Annotated in this window: 14 protein-coding genes; 3 read left to right on the plus strand and 11 right to left on the minus strand. The window is 58.0% G+C overall.

Translation table 11 applies throughout. From position 1 onward, the window contains the following. The first annotated feature begins 70 nt into the window (after window positions 1–70). The gene (locus tag JJQ51_RS25350) at window positions 71–970 is read left to right on the plus strand and encodes a LysR family transcriptional regulator (protein WP_113331799.1); all 900 of its coding nucleotides are present in this window, start codon (window positions 71–73) and stop codon (window positions 968–970) included. Window positions 971–1,223: 253 nt separating this feature from the next. Next, a complete protein-coding gene (locus tag JJQ51_RS25355) occupies window positions 1,224–4,250 on the plus strand; it encodes an alpha-mannosidase (protein ID WP_152095106.1) in 3,027 nt (1,008 codons plus the stop codon). 44 nt (window positions 4,251–4,294) lie between these two features. Here the strand turns inward: JJQ51_RS25355 and JJQ51_RS25360 are convergent, their stop codons facing one another. The 3 genes from JJQ51_RS25360 to JJQ51_RS25370 all read right to left on the minus strand — a co-directional run bounded on the left by JJQ51_RS25360 (window position 4,295) and on the right by JJQ51_RS25370 (window position 7,975). Then, on the minus strand, window positions 4,295–5,317 hold the full coding sequence (locus JJQ51_RS25360) for an ABC transporter permease (RefSeq protein ID WP_112338060.1): 1,023 nt from the start codon (window positions 5,315–5,317) through the stop codon (window positions 4,295–4,297). Further along, window positions 5,301–6,827, minus strand: a complete 1,527-nt coding sequence (locus JJQ51_RS25365; RefSeq protein ID WP_371865522.1) for a sugar ABC transporter ATP-binding protein — start codon at window positions 6,825–6,827, stop codon at window positions 5,301–5,303. Before JJQ51_RS25365 ends, JJQ51_RS25360 begins: the two co-directional genes overlap by 17 nt. A gap of 161 nt (window positions 6,828–6,988) precedes the next feature. After that, entirely contained in the window at window positions 6,989–7,975 is a 987-nt protein-coding gene (locus JJQ51_RS25370; protein ID WP_113353341.1) for a sugar ABC transporter substrate-binding protein, read from the minus strand. A gap of 320 nt (window positions 7,976–8,295) precedes the next feature. On the opposite strand from JJQ51_RS25370, the gene JJQ51_RS25375 reads away from it, so the two are divergent. Next, window positions 8,296–9,303 (plus strand): LacI family DNA-binding transcriptional regulator, encoded by a 1,008-nt coding sequence (locus JJQ51_RS25375; RefSeq protein ID WP_113353340.1) that lies wholly within the window; start codon window positions 8,296–8,298, stop codon window positions 9,301–9,303. A 146-nt stretch (window positions 9,304–9,449) separates the two neighbouring features. Here the strand turns inward: JJQ51_RS25375 and JJQ51_RS25380 are convergent, their stop codons facing one another. The 8 genes from JJQ51_RS25380 to JJQ51_RS25415 form a co-directional block, all read right to left on the minus strand. Continuing rightward, window positions 9,450–10,580 (minus strand): helix-turn-helix domain-containing protein, encoded by a 1,131-nt coding sequence (locus JJQ51_RS25380; RefSeq protein ID WP_113353339.1) that lies wholly within the window; start codon window positions 10,578–10,580, stop codon window positions 9,450–9,452. A 956-nt stretch (window positions 10,581–11,536) separates the two neighbouring features. Then, complete coding sequence (locus JJQ51_RS25385; RefSeq protein ID WP_113353337.1) at window positions 11,537–12,034, minus strand: DUF995 domain-containing protein; 498 nt, start codon at window positions 12,032–12,034, stop codon at window positions 11,537–11,539. Window positions 12,035–12,064: 30 nt separating this feature from the next. After that, entirely contained in the window at window positions 12,065–13,012 is a 948-nt protein-coding gene (locus JJQ51_RS25390; protein ID WP_269245468.1) for a glycoside hydrolase family 26 protein, read from the minus strand. 17 nt (window positions 13,013–13,029) lie between these two features. Then, the gene (locus JJQ51_RS25395; RefSeq protein WP_269245469.1) at window positions 13,030–13,569 is read right to left on the minus strand and encodes a DUF995 domain-containing protein; all 540 of its coding nucleotides are present in this window, start codon (window positions 13,567–13,569) and stop codon (window positions 13,030–13,032) included. Further along, window positions 13,566–14,984 carry a UDP-glucose dehydrogenase family protein gene (locus tag JJQ51_RS25400; RefSeq protein ID WP_113353334.1) on the minus strand — a complete coding sequence of 473 codons (1,419 nt, stop codon included), beginning with the start codon at window positions 14,982–14,984 and terminating at the stop codon, window positions 13,566–13,568. The genes JJQ51_RS25395 and JJQ51_RS25400 overlap by 4 nt, the downstream gene beginning before the upstream one ends. Before the next feature lie 38 nt (window positions 14,985–15,022). Then, window positions 15,023–16,804 (minus strand): glycosyltransferase family 2 protein, encoded by a 1,782-nt coding sequence (locus JJQ51_RS25405; RefSeq protein ID WP_442967348.1) that lies wholly within the window; start codon window positions 16,802–16,804, stop codon window positions 15,023–15,025. 44 nt (window positions 16,805–16,848) lie between these two features. Further along, window positions 16,849–17,835, minus strand: coding sequence for a UDP-glucose 4-epimerase GalE (galE, locus tag JJQ51_RS25410; RefSeq protein ID WP_269245470.1), 987 nt, complete (start codon window positions 17,833–17,835; stop codon window positions 16,849–16,851). After that, window positions 17,835–18,848, minus strand: coding sequence for a UDP-glucuronic acid decarboxylase family protein (locus JJQ51_RS25415; protein ID WP_113353332.1), 1,014 nt, complete (start codon window positions 18,846–18,848; stop codon window positions 17,835–17,837). The genes galE and JJQ51_RS25415 overlap by 1 nt, the downstream gene beginning before the upstream one ends. Between the last annotated feature and the right edge of the window lie 442 nt (window positions 18,849–19,290).

The raw sequence follows: 19,290 nt of genomic DNA on the forward strand, positions 1-19,290 counted from the left end.
GCCTTGTTATTGCTATTATAGAATTAATGATTGATATGTGAAATGCTAAAATTGAGGACATTGATACGAAATGAACATCAATTGTGAGATCCTTGACCTTAGAGCCTTCCTCGCCGTGGTCGAGCTGCAGGGCTTTCATCGCGCGGCCGATCAGCTGAACATGTCGCAACCGGCGCTCAGCCGCCGCATTCAAAAGCTGGAGCAGGCGATCGGCGCGCCGCTGCTGGAAAGGACGACGCGCCATGTCGCGGCCACCGCTCTTGGAACCGAACTCGTGCCTCTGGTGCAGCGTATGCTCGAAGAATTCGACGGTTCGCTGTTTTCGATGCGGGAACTGGGAGCCAAGCGCGGAGGCCTGGTAACGATTGCATGCCTGCCGACGGCAGCATTTTATTTCCTGCCTTCCGTCATCCGCCAGTTCAACCATGAATATCCGAATATCCGGCTTCGGATCCTCGATCTGACTGCGACCGAAGCACTTCAGGCTGTGGCGCGCGGCGAAGTCGAATTCGGAATCAATATCATGGGAAGCTCGGACAGCGATCTGGTCTTCGAGAGGCTAGCGGAAGACCCGTTTGTCCTGGCGGCCAAGCGGGACCATCCGCTAGCGGAAAAGAAAGAGGTCCGATGGCAGGATCTCGAGCCTTATCCCCTAATTACGGTTCATCGCTCGAGCGCGAACAGGACTTTGCTCGATGCCGCTCTGGCCAGATCCAACATCAAGCTCAACTGGTTTTACGAAGTGACCCATCTTTCCACATCGCTCGGCCTAGTGGAGGCGGGGCTCGGGATTTCCGTGCTGCCGAAAATGGCGACCCCCCAGGGAGAACATCCCTTCCTGATCACGCGTCCCATCAGAAACCCCGAGATCTCGCGCACCATCGGCATTGTGCGCCGCCGCGGAGGCACCTTGTCCCCCGCTGCAGAGCATTTCATGCGCATGCTGATCGGGGCGTGGCGACAGATTTAGGGCACTTCTCTATTCCGCGTGTTAAGGTCAAGCGCTGGTAGCGGCTCGGTGCAGTTCGAACGTGTCCGGGTCGAGGCACACAAAAGTCTTGCAACTTATTTCCGTACGCCTTGACGCCAAAACAAAGTTACTTAATCTAAACCTGGGCTATGCGATCCGCTGGGAGGGAGAGGGGCGCGGGGCCGGCGATCAACTCGCGCTGATTTATTTTCTCCCCCGTCGTCAGTTGCCGATTTCCCGATAGGATCCGCCAATGTCCCTCACTATTGCCCAACGCCTTGATCGCCTGAAAGTCCGCACTACGGAGCTTGCGCATTGGCGCGACAGGAAAAGTCTCGCGATCGACGGCTGGACCTTCGATGGGGAGCCGATTGCGCATCATCAGGACTGGCCGCATCGTGAAGGGACGGTTCGCTTTGCCGCCAAGGCAACGGGGCCGCGGGACTGGCCGCTTGAACAAACCCGCCTGCAGCTCGATCTTGGCGGCGAGAGCCTGCTGACGCTGCGTTACCCTGATGGCGAAGCGGAGACCTTCGGTCTGGACCCCTATCACCAGGAGTTTCCGATCAAGGGTCGCGACTTCCAGATCACAACCGAGAGCGTCGCGCGTTTTCCCTTCGGCGAGCCCAATAGGGCGCCGAAGCTGAACAAGGCGCGATTGATCTGGCTGGATGAGGCCGTCCACCGGTTGCATCTTCTGCTGCAGCAGATCGGCGAGGCTGCCGATATTCTCGATGGCCATGAAGCCGTGCCGCATCTGATCGATGCCGCCGAACGGGCGCTGCGCAGTCTCGACTGGCCATCGGAGACATCAGCCTATATCTCGCGCACCGGAGGGGCGGCAATGCAGCAGAAGATCTGGGAGCTGCCGGAACTTCAGGGCGATCCGGCCGGTCTCAGCGACGCGCAGAGCGCTTCCGCCGCCGCTGCTTATGATCGCCTGCTGGCCCAGCTGAAAGAGCTTCAGGCGCGTTTCCCGCAAAATGGCGAGCTGCTGCTGACGGGCCATGCCCATATCGATCTGGCCTGGCTTTGGCCCTATGGCGAGACGCGTCGCAAGATGCGCCGCACCTTCAATACAGCGCTTTCGCTGATGGAACGCTCCGACGATTTCCGCTTCAATCAATCGACCGCCCAATATTATGCGCAGATGGAAGAGGACGATCCGGAACTGCTCGAGCGCATTAAGAAGAAAGTTACCGAGGGAAAATGGGAAACCGTCGGCGGCATGTGGGTCGAGCCGGATACCAACATGCCGACCGGCGAGAGCCTCGTGCGCCAGGTTCTCTATGGTCAGCGCTATTTCGAAAAGCATTTCGGCCTGCGTCATAGCGTCTGCTGGCTGCCGGATTGTTTCGGCTTTTCAGGTGCCTTGCCGCAAATCCTGCGGCTTGGGGGCATCGATAGCTTCTTCACGATCAAGGTGAACTGGAGCGAAACCAATCACATTCCGTCCGATCTCTTCTGGTGGAAGGGGCTCGATGGCAGCAAGGTGTTGACCCATACATTCGACAATCCCATGCAAGGCTACAACGGCTTCGTGCAACCGGATTGCTTCGTGCCGACCTGGAAGAATTTCCGCGGCAAGACGCAGCACGACACCTCGTTGCTGGCCGTCGGCTACGGCGATGGCGGTGGAGGCGTCACGCCGGAGATGGTCGAGCGTGAGGTACAGCTGCGCGACTTCCCGGCGATCCCGAAGGCGCGCTGGGGGACGGTAAAGAGTTTTTACGAAAAGGCGCACCTCACCGCTAAGGACAAGGAACTTCCGGTCTGGGATGGCGAAATCTACCTCGAACTCCATCGCGCAACGCTGACGACGCAAAGCGGCGTCAAGCGCAAGCATCGCCAGGCCGAACGCGCCCTAATCACGGCGGAGACGCTGGCCTCGCTCGCCCATATGCTGGGCGCCGCCAAACCTCAAAGTCTTGAGGCCGATTGGCGCGTCGTTCTGAAAAACGAGTTTCACGATATCCTTCCCGGATCGAGTATTCGCGAGGTCTACGTGGATGCCGAGCGGGAACTTGACGACGTAATCGGCAAGGCCAAGGCGGAGCAGGCAAGTGCCCTGAAGACGCTGTCGGCCCATCTTCCTCTTGGCGGGGTCGCCGATGCGCTTGTCGTCGTTAACCCGTCTTTGTCGGCGCGCCCGCTCACCGCATTGCTGTCTGATGGAACGGTTCTGGCCTCCGCTGATCCCATCGCGCCTCTTTCCGTCGCGGTCTTCGATCGCGAGGCGATAAGGCCGGCCGGGGTTCTGAAAGCCGATAGCAATCACCTCGAAAACGAGCATTTGTCTATCGTCATCGGTCAGGACGGAGCCGTCTCGAGTCTTGTTCACAAGGCAACGGGGCGGGAGGCGATCGAAGGGGCCGCCAACCAGCTCTGGGTCTATCCCGCCGACAAGCCACGTAACTGGGACGCCTGGGACGTGGACGCAGATTATGCCGAGAAAGGCATCCGGCTCGAACAGCCGGAGAGCATTGCCTTGGTCGAGGAGGGGCCGCATCGTGCAGCGATCCAAGTTGTCTATCGATATCGCAACTCGACCGTGACCCAGTTGTATGTTCTGACGGCCAATGCCCGGAGACTGGATATCGAGACGACCATCGATTGGCATGATCGGCGAACGCTGCTCAGAACCCTGAATCCGGTCGCCGTGCGGTCGCGTACAGCGACTTTCGAATGCGCCTTCGGGGTCGTGGAGCGGCAGACGCATACCAACACCTCGTGGGAGCAGGCGATGTTCGAGGCGGCGGCACACCGCTTCGTCGATCTGAGCGAGCCCGGTTTCGGCGTTGCCTTGCTCAATAATGCCAAATACGGTCATAGCGCCCGCGGCAATGTCATCGGCATGAGCCTCGTGCGCTCGCCGATCTATCCCGACCCACTCGCCGACGAAGGCCAGCAGCGCTTCACCTATGCGCTGATGCCGCATGAGGGCGCCTGGTATGAAGGCGGAGTTCTATCGGAGGCGATCGATCTCAACCAGCCGTTGGTCAGCATGGAGGCAAGCGGTCTTGCGGCAGGCACCCTGTCGCCAATTGACATCGAAGGCACGCCGGTTGCCTTCTCAGGCCTGAAGCCGGCCGAGGAAGGCGAGGGCCTTATCCTGCGGCTTTACGAACCGGCCGGTCGGCGCGGCCGTCTCTCTCTGACGCTGCCGTCGGGATGGCAGGCTTCGGGGTCGCTGAACATTTTGGAGGAGCCGATCGAACGCACCGGTCCAGCCGATATCATGCCGTTCGAAATCCGGACATGGAAGTTGCAGCGGACCTGACGACAGATTAATTCGGCGCCTACCTGCTCCAAAGAGCCGCCCTGTCAGCGGCTCTCCAGGATCCGCATGAGCCGGCCGCGATAGCTGTCGAGAATGACTGCAAGCACGATGACGGCGCCGATGACGATCGGCTTGATGTTGTCGTCGGCGCCCAAGAGCTGCAACCCCGTCGACAGCACCTGCAGAATACAGGCGCCAACCAGTGTCCCGATGATCGAGCCCTTGCCGCCGGATAGGCTGGTGCCTCCGATAATCACGGCCGCGATGGCGTTCAATTCATAGCCAATGCCGGCGACCGGACTGCCGACATTGAGGCGTAGTAGATAGACCATGGCGGCAATGCCGGCGGTCAGTCCGGAGATGGTGAAGACCGCTATCTTGTATTTTTTCGGTTCATGGCCCGAGAGGCGGACCGCCTCCTCATTGGTGCCGATCGCGAAGACGAAACGTCCGAATACGGTGTAGCGCAGCACGAACCAGCCGATGAGGACGACGACGATCGCGATCAGGAAGATCGAGGGAAGAACACCCCAGAAAATCAGATTGCCGAAATCGACGAAGGGCTGCGGCAGGCCGGTGATGGTGGAGTTGTCGCTGACGACACGCGCAAGGCCGCTCGCGACGTTGAGCATGCCGAGCGTGACGATGAAGGATGGAAGTTTCCACTTCTCGCATATCCATCCATTGATGGCGCCCAGGATCGCGCCGGCCCCCATCGAGGCGAGCGATGCAAGAGCGATCGCCTGCCACGGAGAAAACCGCGGATCGATCATGATCGTCGCGCCGATGACCGTGCAAAGTGCCAGCAGCGATCCGACGGAAAGATCGATGCCGCCCGTGAGGATGACGAAGGTCATGCCGGCGGCAAGCACGGTGTTGATAGCGATCTGCACGAAGATCTTCAGGAAGTTCTCCGGCGTCGCGAAATAAGGCGCCGTCAGTGAGAAGAAGATCAAGATCAGGACTAGGGCGATAGCGACGCCGGCCTCTTTCATCGAGATCCGGATGAGCTTGTCCCAGACGCTGGCCTCTTTCGCCTCGGTCGTCTTTTCAATGTTGCCGGACACGACTGTACTCCTTGTAAGCGAGCGAGAGGATCCTGCTCTCGTCAAATTGCTCTCGGGGTATTTCCCCGGCTATCTTGCCGTCCGAGAAGACGATGATGCGATGGCAAATGCTCATCAGTTCCGGCAGGTCCGAAGATACGACGAGGACGCCTTTCCCCTCGGCGGCAAATTTCCACAGGAGCTCGTAGATCTCCGCCTTGGCGCCGACATCGATGCCTCGGGTCGGCTCGTCGAAGATCAACACCTTGGGGCCGCGAAACAGCCATTTGGCGATGACGACTTTCTGCTGGTTGCCACCCGAAAATGTCCTGACGGCCTGATGGATGGATGGTGTCTTTATCCGCAATTCACGCACGAGGCGCTGCGCGGAATCATCCTCCGCCTTGCGCAAAATCAATCCGTTGCGGGAGATCTTACCGAGATTGGTGATGGTGCTGTTTTGCGCGCAGCTCATATCGAGCATGAGACCTTGAATCTTGCGGTCTTCGGTCGCGAGACATAGTCCTGCGGTTACGGCGTCCCTGGGCGAGGCAATCTCGACCGGCTCGCCGTCTATGCGGATTTCGCCGGCCGCCTTGATATCGGCGCCGAATATGGCCCGGACCGCCTCGGTGCGGCCGCTGCCGACAAGCCCGGCAATGCCGACGATCTCTCCCTTGGCGACGGAAAATGACAGCTCCGGGCTATGGTTCGTCACTTTGAGGCCGGAGACGCCGAGCGCCTCGCCGGAGATGGCGCTGTCGCCGCGAAAGGCGTCATGCTGCGCGAGTTCGCGCCCGACCATGAGTTCGACGATTTTTGGAATTCCAAGCCCTTCGAGCGGCCGCGTCATCACATGCTGCCCATCGCGCAGGATGGTCACGTCATCGCCCACCTCGAAGATCTCTTCGAGGCGGTGCGATATGTAAAGCGTGGTGACACCCCGCGCCTTCAGTCGCTTCAGAATCTCAAAGAGGCGGTCGACTTCTTTCGAGGTTAGGGTCGCCGTCGGCTCATCGAGGACGAGAAGCTTGCTTTCGTTGGAGAGCGCCCTGGCGATCTCGAGAAGCTGAAGCTGAGCGACGCTCAAGCTGCCAGCAAGCGTCGTCGGCGCCACGTTGAGGCCGACTTCCGCCAGCAGTTCCGTCGCCCTGGCATTCATTTGCTTATAATTTACCAGGCCGTATCGGCGCGGCAGATGCTCAAAGAGCAGGTTTTCAGCAACGGTAAGATTGGAAAGTGGGTGCAGCTCCTGGTGAATGACCCGGATGCCCGCCTGGAACGCTTCCAGCGGAGACGACGGATGATAGGCTTTGCCGTCAAACAGGATGCGGCCATCATCCGGCTTGAAGACGCCGCCAAGCAGATTGATCAGGGTCGATTTGCCGGCGCCGTTTTCGCCAAGAAGAATGTGACCCTTGCCACGACCGATCTCTATCGAGACATCCTTCAGGGCCACGACGCCCGGGAAGCGCTTGCCTATTCCTTCCAACTTCAGGATGGCGTCATCTACAGTCTCTGGCACGTCCACCTCATCAGCGTTTCCGTTTTGAATCGGAGATGGCGATCTTCCTCGCGCCGCCTTCCGCTGGGCCTAACGCCTCGCGGTAAAAGGCCGACTAGAAGATCGATCGGAAAGTGGATGCGCCGGCAAATGCCAGCACATCCTTATCCGCAAGGCTGGTTTATCGACTATTTGAGATCCTTGGCGGTGACGAGTGTCACATCCGTCTTGACCCAGCCGGTGAATTTTTCGCCGGCATATTCGCGAAGGCCATACTTGATGCCCATGGCCGCCATTTCCGCGCCGTACTGTTCGACGGTCGCCAGCATCTTGCCGTCCTTGAGCAGCGGCTTGACGGACGGAATATTGTCGAAGCCGACGACCTTGATCTTGCCCGCCTGGCCTGACGCGTCGAGAGCCTTGACCACGCCAAGCGCCATGGAGTCGTTGGCGGCCATGACGCCCTGAATATCCTTGTACTTGGTGAGGAAATTCGTCATCACGGTGTTGGCTTCTTCCGTCTCCCAATGCGCGGTCTTGCTGTCGAGAAGCTCGAGCTTGCCGTTCTTGATGGAGTCCATGAAGCCTGCCTTGCGCTCCTTGGCATTGTCGGCCTCGGGATTGCCTTCGAGGATCACCACCTTCGCGCCGGGACCAAGATCCTTGGCGAGCGCATCGCCTGCAAGCTTGGCGCCGGCCGTGTTATCCGGCCCGAAGAAGGCGAGATCGATACCGGCCGCCTTCTTGGCATCGGCATCGAGCGGCACGTCGATGTTGATGACCTTCACGCCAGCTTTCACCGCCTTTGCGAGCGGCGTGGCCATGGCCTTGGAATCGGCCGGCGCGACGACGATGATGTCGTATTTCTGCGTCACGAAGTTCTCGACCGCATCGACCTGGGCCGCGAAGTCCCGTTCGTCCTTCATGCCGACGGCCTTGAAGTCGAACTTATCCTTGTTTTCGGCCGCATATTTGTCGGCGCCGGCCTTCATCTGTTTGAAGAACTCATTGGATAGAGACTTCATGATCAGCCCGACTTTCGGCTTGCTGGCGGCAAAGGCGGGCGACACGCCGCAGGACAGCGCGAGCGCCAGGGTGCCGGCAAGCCCCAGTTTCAGCGCCGTACGCCGCTTGGTGTTGATCAAGACGGATTCGCGTTTTTTAGAATTGGTCATTTCTTTCCTCCCGAACGGTCCTGAGCTCAGCTCCACCTGAGTTGTCTGCGACAATGAACCGTTTCCACGTATATTGGGTATCATGCCGCCAGGAATTGTCAAGGCACCGATTTTGCGGTGAAAAACAGGTGAATTTGGAGCTTTACCGGTCTCGGAAGATGGGTATGATGAACCGTTTCCATCGAGCCGGCGTTGCTTTTGCGGTGGGGGATCGGCTTGACATGAAGCCCTTTGACTAAGGCGGCAGAGACCATTAGCTGAGAGGCTGCTCAGGCGCCTCCATGGTCCGGAAGGTGAAATGAAGGGATATTGGTTCCGTTATGCCGAAGGTTGGAATTCGAGACGTTGCCAAGCTGGCGGGGGTTTCCACCGGGACCGTCTCAAGGGTTTTGAATGACCATCCTTCCGTGACGGATGAATTGAGGGCACGGGTCAGAAGCATCATCGAAGAGCTCGGATATACGCCCGATCCTTCTGCCAGAAGCATGCGCGGCAAGGTCAGCCGTCTCATCGGCATCATCATTCCCGATCTCACCAATCCCTTCTTCTCGGAACTCGTCCAGTCCGCGGAGCAAGCGGCGGCGAAGCATGGCTATAACATCATCGTCATGACCTCTTTCGATCACGCGGCCAAGGAAGCGGATCGCATCGGTCAGCTGACAAGTCGGAAGGTGGACGGCATCATCCTTGTTCCGAGCAATGATTTCCATGCGCTCAAGCCGCCGAGGGGCCTGCCAATCGTCATCGTCGACCGCCTCCTGCCGGGATATTCCGGCATTGCCGCCGATCATCGCAGCGGCGTGCGCCTCGGCGTCGAGCATCTTGTGAAGCTTGGCCATCGCCGCATCGGCTTCATTTCGGGTCCCAAAGACTCCGTCCCAGCCAATGATCGCCTCCGGGGCTATCTCGATGCGATGAAGTTGGCCGGCGATGGCGAGCAGAACGCGGCGCCGCTGATCGCGGAAGCGGCTTTCGATTATGAAAGCGGGCGGTCCGCTGGAAACTATCTTCTCGCGCGCGCCCGCCACGAGCGCCCAACTGCCATCTTTGCAAGTTCCGACCAACAGGCGATCGGTTGCATGCGTGCAGCCCATGATTTGGGGATCCCAATCCCGGCTGCCCTTTCCATCGTCGGCTTTGATGGTATTCCGCTCGCGAGCATGACAATACCACGCCTGACCACAGTGAAGCAGCCGATTCAGGAAATAGCGGCAGCGGCGGTCGCCGTTTTGTTGGGCAAGCAGGATGCCCCGGCGCTCGGCAAACCACTCCTGCTGGCCTGTGAGATTACTCAGGGGGAAACAACGTCCTCACCACAACCGGATTAAAAGATGATGCCGTGGTTGTGGATGACACTACACCTAAATATTGATGAACTACATGCATGTCTTTATCCGCTATTGTCCGTGAGACATGTGTTCAGCAGCGTCCGAACTGCGTCGAAATTGTCTTGCCACTGCATTGTTTGTACCCGTCAAATACCCAGTGTATTAAGCCAGTCGCTGAAGCTGGATGTCTTCGTCACGCGTGGTAGATGCTCTACCTTGCATTCCCCGCTATGCCTGCGGACTTCGCTTGGGCTGTAGCCGAATTCATGTGTGAAGGCCCTGCTGAAGTTGGCTGCCGATTCGAAGCCTAGATTACTTGCGATATCTGCAATTTTCTGACCATTGTTCAGGTCGGCTAGTGCTGCGCGTGCGGCCAGGAGGCGCCTTCTGCGCACGTAGTTTAACACGCCACCCGATGCCTGGAACAATTCGTACAGTCTGGTTCGGGAGATTGCCAATTCACGGCTCAACGCTTCCGGCGTGAGCTCCGCTGATCCGAGATTGCTCTGAATAAAGCGACGCGCTTTCGTCATCAGTCCGATCTCGGAGCTGCGATCGCCGATCGCATGGCCATCCACCAGCGGCGTGACGCTATGAAATATCATCTCTTGCAGCTGGTTGCGTACACTGTGCAGATCATCCCTCGTCAAACGGTTGAGGTTCGCTTCGAGAAAAGCGATGTAGTCGGCCAGCAGCTTGACGCGCGCGCCCCCCAGGACGATGTTGTTGCTTGCTCCAGGCAGTCCGCCATGATCGGCGAACAAATCGCAAGGTAGAATGAGGGTAACGGATTGCGCGCTTATGGTGCGGCCATAAAACGGGCAGCCAAGTGCCCGGATTTCCATCATCCCGGGCTCGTTTTCGACCACATGTCCATTGACGCTGGTCCATGTCTTGCCCGTGCGCAGGAATGTGATTTGCCAATGATCTATGGCGCTGAAGCGTAGTTTCTCCGGAGAGCGTTCATAGCTGAAGGCTGGCGTTTGCTGCTGGATGAGAAGCGCCCCTTCAAGATTCCAGACGGTTTGAGATGCCACGAAACCTTCTCCGGCCTGGCCGCTTTCGGGAAGATACGCGTCTATCAGCGGCGCCATATGCTTCTGCCAAGCCGGGAATTGCTGACTGGGAGCCTCATGGGACGTGGAGAATGGCAGTGACACGAGCTCTGGCACATCCGTGGTCTTGCCGCAAATTGGAGCTTCGGAAATGCGGGGCCACCGGCGCCTTTCGACAAAAGCTGGTTGTCCGGCTGTAGTCTCGGTCTTGTTCCACATCATCGTGGCGGCCTTTCGACAAAACGTGCCAAATCGGCTGGCAGTCGCGGCGGTATCCTTACCGCGGGCGGATGGAGGGGACGGGCCCCTATAGGTGATCGACGCCCAAAATGGGTCGCGCGCGGAAAGTACAGGCCTTGTCCGGTTACGATCTTTCCCAATTGTCGCAAAACAGCCTGAATTTCAGTCCATCCGGGCGCCCGCCGGTTGGCGGACGGACATAAGGAAAGTGATCGTTTCATGTCTTGAGCAAAGAATTCTGCCTCGCGGTGCGCCTTGGCCGGCAAACCAAAGAAGTCTGTGGATGTCTGAGCCGAGGCTCTGTGCATCCGCCGAATGTCGCGCCAAGTTATTATCATCGCAGGCAGCATTGTCGCAGGTCCCCGCCCCGAAGGCTGTAAGGGGAAATTAAGCAGATTTCATTAATATTTTCAAGATATTTATAGAAGTTGCTTAAATATTTTCCGCTGAAATACACGAAGGAAACTTGTCAAGGAGAGTAAACTTATGAGTTTTTGGAAGAATTCTTGCAATCTATCCGCAGGTAATCGAAAGGTCGGCGTCTCTTTATCGATAATACTTGCGATTGCATCTTCGGTGGTCATGCATGAAACTGCAAATGCTGCCGAGAATGTGCACGTGAAGAATAAGACTGTGCAGTTGTACATGAAGAAGTATCAAAAGGACAATGTCGTCTTCTATAGCGGAAGTTCACTTACCAGGACGACTTCGGTTTCCGCCGAGAATTACTTCAAAGGTTCTCCTTATATCTGCACACCAAGTGGATTTGGAAGAACGTCGCATTGCTACAATCGCAGCGCATTTTGAGTTGAGCCGGCTGATGCCACGCACTGCGCGCGGAAAAGAATAGGGGCATTTCCCGGATGGCGGTTCGACGGAACAGGTGAGACGCATGCCGCCCGCTATCCAAAAGAAAGCCCCTATGTGAGTATTCGACTTCAACCGGGCAGATGTCTGCGAACATAGTCGCCCGGCCGCAGTTTCAGAACTTCGTCATCATGTTTGATCGGATTATGACGGAACACATACCATTTTCCGCCTGATGCTCGTTTCTGATAGATGATCCCGGCCTTCTTGCGATGCAGGAAGCAGGACACGTTGGGTGCGGCACTTTTCTTGCTGTACCAGACAGCGCTCATGCAGAGCCTACCGCGATCGGTCGCATACCAGATGCCCCTTGCGTAGGATTTTTGAGCGCCCGTATGCGACCAGGCTGTAAATCGACGGTGATGACGCGAGAAGAAGCCGGCCCCGTCCTTCCATATCCAGGAACGTCCCGAGTAGAGCTTTTTCAGTTCCTTGGCGCTCATTGGCATGGCTTGATGGGCCGCACGCGCTGTCATTCGATCGATTTGATGCTGTGTCGCCGCGTTCGCGGTGCCGGCCAGCAGCATCGCGAACATGGCGTTCAGGATGATGAAACGGAACCAAGACATGGGTTTCTCCTCAATCTTTCATCATCGCGGTCAATTCAAGAGAGGCGGCGTGGCGACGCGCCAATCCGGCCTGCCCAGACCATCCGGCCAGGGATAGACTTCACGGTCGTTGAAGTAGACCACCGCTTTCAGGTCAGGGAATTCGGAATGCGGCTTGTTGGCTTCCTCGGCCCACGCGTGAACATAGGCCTCGTTGCCCTGGTAGCCCAGTTCCGCGATCACGATCGGCTTCTTGAAGCGTTTCACACGGTCGTAGCCGGGTTTGGTCGCTTCCACGAAGGTCGAATCTCGCCCGAGCTTGCGCTGATCGAACGGCTGGTAACCGAAGACCGACAGCCCGACGACGTCGACGAATGAATCGCCGGGATAATAGGCTTCAAGCCCATCCTTGCCCATCGGCGACCACATATACTTCGCCGAGGGAAGGCTCTTGCGGCAGACGGTGACGGCGTGCCTGTAGGCCTTCACATACTCCTCCGCATTCCAGTAGGCCCAGGTGAACTGCCCGTTCTTCTCATCCATTTCCTGCGCCCAGCGAATGGTAACGGGTGCATTGAGCTTCGCGGCCGCCGAGCAGATTGCCGTCATGTTGGAATCATAGTGGCCCACCAGAATTCCATTGAGTAGATCGGTAGGCGTGACGCGCCAGTCGCGGGCCCATGACCAGGGCTCGATGGTGATCAGCAGCGAACGCCCACGCTTGCGGGCATAATCGTCTGCCGTACTCAGCGTCGACAGATCGACGTCTTCCCAAGGCAGGAAAAGATGTTCGATCTTCGGATTGGGGTCACTGGAAAAGTCCCCGTTGGGATCATAGGCACCCCCCGGCAGCGATTGGGGTGTGATGATCGGCCTCTTGTCGTTGAAGAGAGGCCGAGTCTCGGCCTTCGCGTCCAGGCCGTTGCTGGCAGCGTATACGCCCCCGCAGAGGGCGCCAGCCGCAAGCAAGGTCGTCGTCAGTTTTGATAGAGTTTTCATAGCTTTGCCTCCTTCCTCTATTCGGTCTTTTGGACGGTCAAAGAGGTCTTCAAGGCCTCCAGTCGTTGTGAGACCAGATCATCGGCGATCAAGTTTGTCGCCTCGTCGGTTTTCTTGGTGACGGGATGGCGAAACACGAACCATGCTCCGCCAGTCTCGCGTTTCTGATAGATCGTTCCATCGAGAATGCGATGGATGAAGCAGGTCTTGGCGGGAAACTGGCCGTTCGTGGCGTGCCAGGTTGCCTCGAGACACAGACGGCCGGTGTCCGTCACAGCCCAGCGGCCTTCAGCCCAGGATTGTCCGTTGGTCCCGTCGACCCAGGCAGAAAACCGACGGTCGGTATCCTGCATTCGGCCAGCACCATCAGGCCAGCGCCAGCTCTTGTCGTGATAGAGCATGTAAAGTTCAACCGCCGTCATGGGTCTTGCTCCATCCGGCACCTTGGTGGTCGTTGCGGCCAAGGCCGTATTGCTCCCCGCTGCAAGTCCAAGCACGATCGCACATGCCAGCGATGCAGCGGGGACCAGGGAGGTCTGTGTCCTTAATGGCTTCATATTGCTTCTCCCGTATCGTGGATTGGAACGAGCTTTGGGGTTGCCGCCTTTACGGCTCGCTGCCGGTTTCGTCGTTTGGCGATATCGCGCAGGCTGCTATGTGTGCTTGCCGACTTACCTATGGAGCAGACGTGAAAGCCAATCCGGCGGGCGGCTTCCGCATCCAGCGCATTTCGCAGATCTATGAGAACAGGCTGGCGCAGTTTCTTCTTGAGCTGGGCCAGGTCGATCTTTCGGATGGCGTCCCATTCCGTCATGACGACGACGGCATCCGCGTTTCTCGCGCATTCATAAAGATCCTCGTGGAAATCGACGCTGCTGAGGACTTTTGCTGCATTCTCGATGCCGACGGGGTCATATGCCCGGATGCGGGCACCCAGGCGCTGCAGGGTTTCGATGAGCGGCACGGAGGGCGCGTCGCGCATGTCGTCGGTATCGGGTCTGAAGGTCAGGCCGAGAATGGCGATGGTCAGGCCGTCAATATCGCCGCCAAGTGCCTTGCTGACCTTCCGTGCCATGCGCCGCTTGCGCATCTCGTTGACGGCAAGGGTTTCCTCGACGATACGCAACGCCACGCCATGGTCCTGCGCCGTCTGCAACAACGCAAGCGCGCTTTTGGGGAAGCATGAGCCGCCATAGCCAGGGCCGGCGGCAAGGAGGCTTGCCCCGATGCGCTTGTCGAGCCCCATACCGAGCGCCAGCTCTCCGACATCGCTGCCCATCTCCTCGCAAAGATCGGCAAGTTCGTTGATGAAGGTGATCTTCGTGGCGAGAAAGGCATTGGCGGCATGCTTGATCAGCTCAGCCGTCCGACGCATCGTGATGATGACGGGCGTATTCTGGCGCTCGATCGGGACATCATAGAGCTCGACAAGCCGTTTGCAGGCCCATTCCTCCTCCACGCCCAGGACGATGCGGTCCGGAGCGAGAAAATCCTGCACCGCAATGCCTTCGCGCAGAAATTCCGGATTGGAGGCGACGGCGAAGGTGCCAGGCGTCCGGACCGAGCTGATGATCCTGTGCACGGCGTCGCCGGTTCCGACCGGCACCGTCGATCTTATCACCACGATACTATCAGCCGAGATAAGCGCCGCGAGCTCGCGCGCTGCCTGGTAAATGAAGGAAAGGTCGACATCCGCTTGTCCTGGATGCGGGGGCGCAGCGATCGCTATGAAGACGATGGCTGCTCCTTCGACCGCCTTTGCGATGTCGCAGGTGAAGTCCAGCCGTCCCGCGGCATAGTTTCGTTCCACCAGCTCGTCGAGATCCGGTTCGTAGATCGGAATCCTGCCGTGACGAAGGGCGGCGATCTTATCGGCATTCTTGTCCACACAGACGACACGATTGCCCCATTCGGCGAAGCATGTGCCGCTGACCAAGCCCACATATCCGGTTCCAATAACAGCTATCTTCATGTGCGTTCCCGCCAATAGCGTCCTTCCCGTCATGAACCTCAATTGTCCGTGTCACTCACGTGCCAGTGCGGATTGAGCACCATTCTGTGCAGTCCACGCCCGCCAATGCCGGCGCCCGCCACCGAAAAGCGATTGTCGAACAGCACGTAGCCGTCGGTGTCCCAAATCAGTGATTGTACTCCGGCGCGGCCGTGCTCCATGATGCCGACAAATGGCAGCGCCGTCAGAGCAAGCAGAGCGCTGGCGAGCGCTGGCCGATAAAAGCGCTTGTTCGCGCCGAGCGTGTTTTCACGCGCATGCTGGACGATGATGACCAGCAGCAGCAAAGTGTAGATGGCGGCATTCATCGTTGCGAAGATATAAAAGCCGCTGCTCTCCTCCGCGCTGACGGATAGCACCGGCAAGATGGAGGCGAGAGAGAGAAAGCCATAGGGTGCAAGGACCCGGAACGGCAGCGGATCGACCTCCGATGTGCCTTTCGGCGTGACGCGGAAATCCACGAACGATCCGGTCGCCCGATCGTGAATGGCAGCCAGAGCGCCCACGAGTGCCCACGGCCAGCGGGCAAACAGGAACAATGTCATCTCCCAGCTCAGGATCCTGGCATTGGCCGGCCTGAACGTATGCGTACTGCGCCAGCGATAAGCGAACAGGATCAGCAGAACGGATTGCGGCACGAAGTGCAGCAGAAAATCGGGATAGGAGACATCGACGAAGGTCCTGCCTCTAACAAGCGCGATGATGGGCATGACGAACATCAGCGCCATGAAGAGCGAGAAAAGAGAATACCAGAGCTGCGAAAACAGGAACTGGATCTTGAGACGCAGCGGCAGCCGCTTGATCAAGCTTGGCGAATATTGCAGCAGGATCATCATCAGGCTGCGCGACCACTGAAACTCCTGGGTGATGAGATCGGCAAAGGTGCGCGGGCCATCGCCATGCGCAATGGCATCGAGCGCATGAATGCCACGCCAGCCGTGCGCATTCATCATCAGCGTGGTGGAGTGGTCTTCCGCCAGCTCTGGGCCTAGACCGCCAATGCTCTTCAGGGCCTTGGTGCGAACGGCGTAGTGCGAGCCGATGCAAAGCGGCGACAGCCCGTGATTGAACCCCACCTGAAGCGATCCGTGCATGCTGGCTTCCGCATAGAGACGGCCGCGTGCCGACCAGCTTTCACCGGCATTCTGATCGCAGATGCTCGGCGCGGATACATAGCCGACCGCCGGATCGGCGAAGGGGCGAAGCATCTGAAAAAGATAGCCTTGCTCGGGCACATGATCGGCATCGAGCTGCACGACGAAATCATAGCCTTCATAGCCGTAGTGATCGTAGAAGAAGGCGAGATTGCCTTCCTTGCAGCGGGTGCGCCGCGGCCAGGTCTGGCGGTGATAATCTTCGCGGCCCTTGCGGGTGGACACCTGGACGCCATGTTCGCGGCACCAATCCAGCGTCGAGGGTGACGGATCTTCATCCGCGAGCCAGGTGTCGTGCGGCACATTCTGCATCAGCATGGCAGCCAATGTCCGAGCCACCACCGCGAAGGGCTCCGATGGTGCCTTGGTGACGACCATGGCGATGCGGCTGCCGGCGGGAAGCCGCAATTGCCCCGTCGGCTTTTCGGCGCGAAAGAAGACGATGATGAAATAGGCTGGAATGATCGTCACCCAGGCAAGCACCAGGGTCAGCAAGACCGATCCCATCGGGTCGACATGGTGTGCGGGTGTAAACCACCAGCTCCAGAAATAGACAAGCGCCGCGAGCCATAGCGTGGCGCAAGCGACATATTCCGCGCGCTGGCGTCCCCGCAGGATTGGCGTCATCAACGCCCTTTCCTTCATTGCTTCAGCTCGTGTCCGGATCGATGTCATCCTCGCATCTCCAATCCGAAGAAGGGAGCCGCGGTCCGGATGATTGTTTCGATATTCGAATGCAGAGCGTGGAAGCCGAGTTTCTCGGCGGCGAGTTCGGAAGCGGCATAAAGGACGGGCGGATCGCCCGGTCGCTGCCTGTGCATGGCGACGGGAACCTTGCGTCCGCAAACGCGTTCGATCTCCCCGACGATCTCCTTGATCGACGTGCCGTGCCCTGTTCCCAGATTGACGGCAAGATTGTCACCACCAGCCAATAGATACTCGACTGCCAGGACATGCGCCCTGGCAAGATCCAGCACGTGGATATAGTCGCGCACACAGGTACCATCCGGCGTGTCGTAATCGTCTCCATAGACTTCCAAGGTTTCGATCGCGCCGGCCGCCGCCAGCAACGCGCGTGGAATGAGATGCGTTTCGGGATCATGCCATTCGCCCAGTTCCCGTTCGGGATCGGCGCCCGAGGCGTTAAAGTAGCGTAGTGCCACATAGGAAAGTCCGTATGCGGCTGAATAGTCGGCGAGCATGTGTTCGGCAATCAGCTTCGTTCTGCCATAGGGATTGATGGGTCGAGGCGTCTCGCATTCGCGGATCGGCAGATGGGCGGGAATTCCGTATATCGCGCAGCTCGATGAAAAGATCAGCTTATTGGCTTGCGCGCGGCGGCACGCCTCTAGAACCGACAGCGTGCCGGTGACATTGTTGGCGTAGTATTTCGCGGGATTTTCAACCGACTCGCCGACATAGGCCGAGGCGGCGAAATGTATGACCGCCGCAGGCCTGTGGCCATCGATCGCCTCAACAAGGCGGGGCGTGTCGAGAATATCGCCTTGGACGAAGGGCCCCCAGCGCACGGAGGTCAGGTGGCCCGTCGAGAGATTGTCATAGACGACGGGCTCGAAGCCCTGGCGATGAAGGAGTTTCGCGGTGTGGCTGCCGATGAAGCCGGCGCCACCCACGACGAGTATTTTTTGCCTGGCCATCACGCAACCTCGAAAAGCTCGCTGCTTGGACGAACCAGCTGCCGTTCGAAGTAGGCGATGGTGGACTTCAGCCCATCCGCTAGCGCGACCGACGGTTCCCATCCCAGTTCGCGTTTCGCGACGCTGATGTCGGGCCGGCGCTGACGCGGATCGTCGACCGGCAAGGGCTTATGGACGATCTTTGAGCTGGAGCCGGTGATCGCGATCACCTGTTCGGCAAGATCACGCACGGTAAATTCCCCCGGATTACCGAGATTAACAGGCGTATGGATGACCGTTTGGTCGGCCATAAGGCGGACGAAACCATCGATCAGGTCGGCGACATAGCAGAACGAGCGCGTCTGGGAGCCATCGCCATAGACCGTGATGTCCTGGCCCCTGAGTGCCTGGACGATGAAATTGGATACGACGCGGCCGTCGTCGGGGCGCATGCGCGGCCCATAGGTGTTGAAGATACGGGCAATCCTGATGTCGACGCCGTGCTTAGCGTGAAAGTCACGGAAAAGCGTTTCGGCGGAACGCTTGCCTTCGTCGTAGCACGAGCGGGGGCCGAAGGAATTGACGTTGCCCCAATAGTTCTCAGGCTGCGGATGTACCTGGGGATCTCCATAGATCTCCGATGTGGAGGCCTGGAAGATGCGCGCCTGGTGATGAGCGGCTAGCTCCAGCAGGTTGAGCGAGCCGAAAACGCATGTCTTCATCGTATGGATCGGATCGGCCTGATAATGCGGCGGAGATGCCGGGCAGGCCAGATTGTAGATCTCGCTGACAGGCAGATCGAGTGACGCTATGACGTCATGGCGGATAAAGCTGAACGTGTCATAGCGAAGAAGATGCCACAAATTGTCCATCCGCCCGGTTGAAAAATCATCCACGCAGATGACTTCATGGCCATCCTGCAGAAGCCGGTCGCAAAGGTGCGAGCCGAGGAACCCCGCGCCTCCCGCAACAAGAATCGTACGTCTCTTGGTATTTTTTGGAGTGATGCCTGCAGATTTGAACGCTATGCCCATCAAACCCTCCCGGTACTTTAGACACGCAGCCGAGTATCAAGGCGAAGTAAGACTTCCGCCTTGTTGTAGGCTGTTTACAACTGGGAATTATTTCTGCAATTTATGGCTATAGTTTACTAACGTTTAACTATGCTGTCGTTATCAAGGAATGCAGAAGTTTTACATTCTGTCCATTTTTGTCGCTATCAGCGCTGATGTATTAATTTAAAATAATTTACATTGGGCGTGTGATTTAAATTGTAGTTTTTACTATAGAATTCAGATATACGTTGGTATTATAAGATATTTTAGAGATATCAATGAGTATTGTTATTTATCTCCGTCCCAGATGGCGAAGCCGATAGGCGTAAGGGAGAGTCGACCCAAATTCGGCTTCAAATAAATTCGCGCGATATGTTGTATCACGATACTCCTCTTCTCCAGCAAGTTTTCGTGTCCGCGC

It is taken from the genome of Rhizobium sp. AG207R (genome assembly GCF_027109195.1).
Taxonomy (GTDB): Bacteria; Pseudomonadota; Alphaproteobacteria; order Rhizobiales; family Rhizobiaceae; genus Rhizobium; species Rhizobium dioscoreae.

Excerpts from the sequence above, each read along its gene's own strand:
- JJQ51_RS25350 (WP_113331799.1), top strand. The coding sequence starts at position 71 with ATGAACATCAATTGTGAGATCCTTGACCTTAGAGCCTTCCTCGCCGTG.
- JJQ51_RS25355 (WP_152095106.1), top strand. The coding sequence starts at position 1,224 with ATGTCCCTCACTATTGCCCAACGCCTTGATCGCCTGAAAGTCCGCACT.
- JJQ51_RS25370 (WP_113353341.1), bottom strand. The coding sequence starts at position 7,975 with ATGACCAATTCTAAAAAACGCGAATCCGTCTTGATCAACACCAAGCGG.
- JJQ51_RS25375 (WP_113353340.1), top strand. The coding sequence starts at position 8,296 with ATGCCGAAGGTTGGAATTCGAGACGTTGCCAAGCTGGCGGGGGTTTCC.
- JJQ51_RS25380 (WP_113353339.1), bottom strand. The coding sequence starts at position 10,580 with ATGATGTGGAACAAGACCGAGACTACAGCCGGACAACCAGCTTTTGTC.
- JJQ51_RS25385 (WP_113353337.1), bottom strand. The coding sequence starts at position 12,034 with ATGTCTTGGTTCCGTTTCATCATCCTGAACGCCATGTTCGCGATGCTG.
- JJQ51_RS25390 (WP_269245468.1), bottom strand. The coding sequence starts at position 13,012 with ATGAAAACTCTATCAAAACTGACGACGACCTTGCTTGCGGCTGGCGCC.
- JJQ51_RS25395 (WP_269245469.1), bottom strand. The coding sequence starts at position 13,569 with ATGAAGCCATTAAGGACACAGACCTCCCTGGTCCCCGCTGCATCGCTG.
- JJQ51_RS25400 (WP_113353334.1), bottom strand. The coding sequence starts at position 14,984 with ATGAAGATAGCTGTTATTGGAACCGGATATGTGGGCTTGGTCAGCGGC.
- JJQ51_RS25405 (WP_442967348.1), bottom strand. The coding sequence starts at position 16,804 with ATGACGCCAATCCTGCGGGGACGCCAGCGCGCGGAATATGTCGCTTGC.
- galE (WP_269245470.1), bottom strand. The coding sequence starts at position 17,835 with ATGGCCAGGCAAAAAATACTCGTCGTGGGTGGCGCCGGCTTCATCGGC.
- JJQ51_RS25415 (WP_113353332.1), bottom strand. The coding sequence starts at position 18,848 with ATGGGCATAGCGTTCAAATCTGCAGGCATCACTCCAAAAAATACCAAG.